Origin of the sequence: Pectobacterium fontis (assembly GCF_000803215.1) — a bacterium.
GTDB lineage: Bacteria > Pseudomonadota > Gammaproteobacteria > Enterobacterales > Enterobacteriaceae > Pectobacterium > Pectobacterium fontis.
In genome coordinates this window covers 1-1203 of the sequence record NZ_JSXC01000063.1, presented here as the reverse complement: position 1 = coordinate 1203, position 1203 = coordinate 1, and the positions used below count along the sequence as shown (strand labels likewise).

The following is a 1203-nucleotide window of genomic DNA, read 5'->3' as shown; positions in this document are numbered from 1 at the left end:
TGTATTAGCTCAGACTTGATCTGACAGTTACCGGTTATTTATACAGGTGTCTGTCAGATTACATCTGGCTTAAATTCTTCTCAGCCCAGATGCGTTTTCCATCACATAATGTTTCCATCGGCGTCCGCCCACAGCACATTTTTCCCTGATGCGTTCTCGCATTATTATAATACTCCAACCATTCATCAAGATCCGATTGCAGAGTATCAATGTCTCCGTACAGTTTTTTACGGAATGTCACCTGATAAAACTCCTGCAATATTGTCTTATGGAACCGTTCGCAGATACCGTTGGTTTGTGGCGACATCGCTTTTGTCTTCGTGTGGTCTATATCATTAATAGCCAGATAAAGCTGGTAATCATGGTGTTCAACCCGTCCACAATATTCCGTTCCGCGATCGGTTAATATCCTTAGCATCGGCAAGCCCTGCGACTCATAAAATGGCAACACGCGATCATTCAGTAAATCTGCCGCTGTGATTGGCGTTTTACTGACGTACAGTTTGCAATGCGCCACTTTTGAGTAAGTATCAACAAACGTTTGCTGATAGATTCGTCCCACACCTTTCAGGTTGCCCACATAGAAAGTGTCCTGAGAGCCCAGATAACCCGGATGAGCAGTTTCAATTTCACCACAGACCTCATCATCACTGGCTTTCCGCTCCAGCGCCGCGATTTGCGCATCAGTGAGTTCGATGCCCTCTCTGGCCACTTTTTCCTCAAGCGCTTTCAGGCGTTTTTTGAAGTTTTCCAGTGAATGGCGAACCCAGACAGAACGAACGCCACTGCCGGAGATAAAAACGCCTTTTTTGCGTAACTCATTACTGGTCCGGTGTTGTCCGTGAGCGGGGAATTCAACAGCATAATCAATGACAGCCTGTTCGGTTGCTGCATCGGTTCTGTTTTTCAGGTTCGGTCCACGGCGACTACGATTAATTAATGCGTCAACGCCACCTTGCTCCGCGAGTTCCCGATAGCGGTAAAACGTATCACGAGACACGCCCATGACTTTACAGGCTTTCGAAACATTACCAAGCTCTTCGGCCAGATTCAGTAAACCCGCTTTGTGTTTGATGACAGGATTGTTAGTATGCAACATGAGAGTTACCTCTTGTGTTTTGTATAAGGATTCGACACCCATATCAAAACCGGTAACTCTCACTCTTTCAAGCTGATATGTCAGATCTGGTCGCGACTAATACA

General features: G+C 46.0%; 1 protein-coding gene. It reads right to left on the bottom strand.

Annotated features, from left to right (window positions below; all coding sequences use genetic code 11):
* Positions 1–58: 58 nt before the first annotated feature.
* Positions 59–1099: an IS481 family transposase gene (locus OI69_RS18135; RefSeq protein ID WP_039353836.1), complete on the bottom strand. Its 1041-nt coding sequence runs from the start codon at positions 1097–1099 to the stop codon at positions 59–61.
* Positions 1100–1203 lie beyond the last annotated feature (104 nt).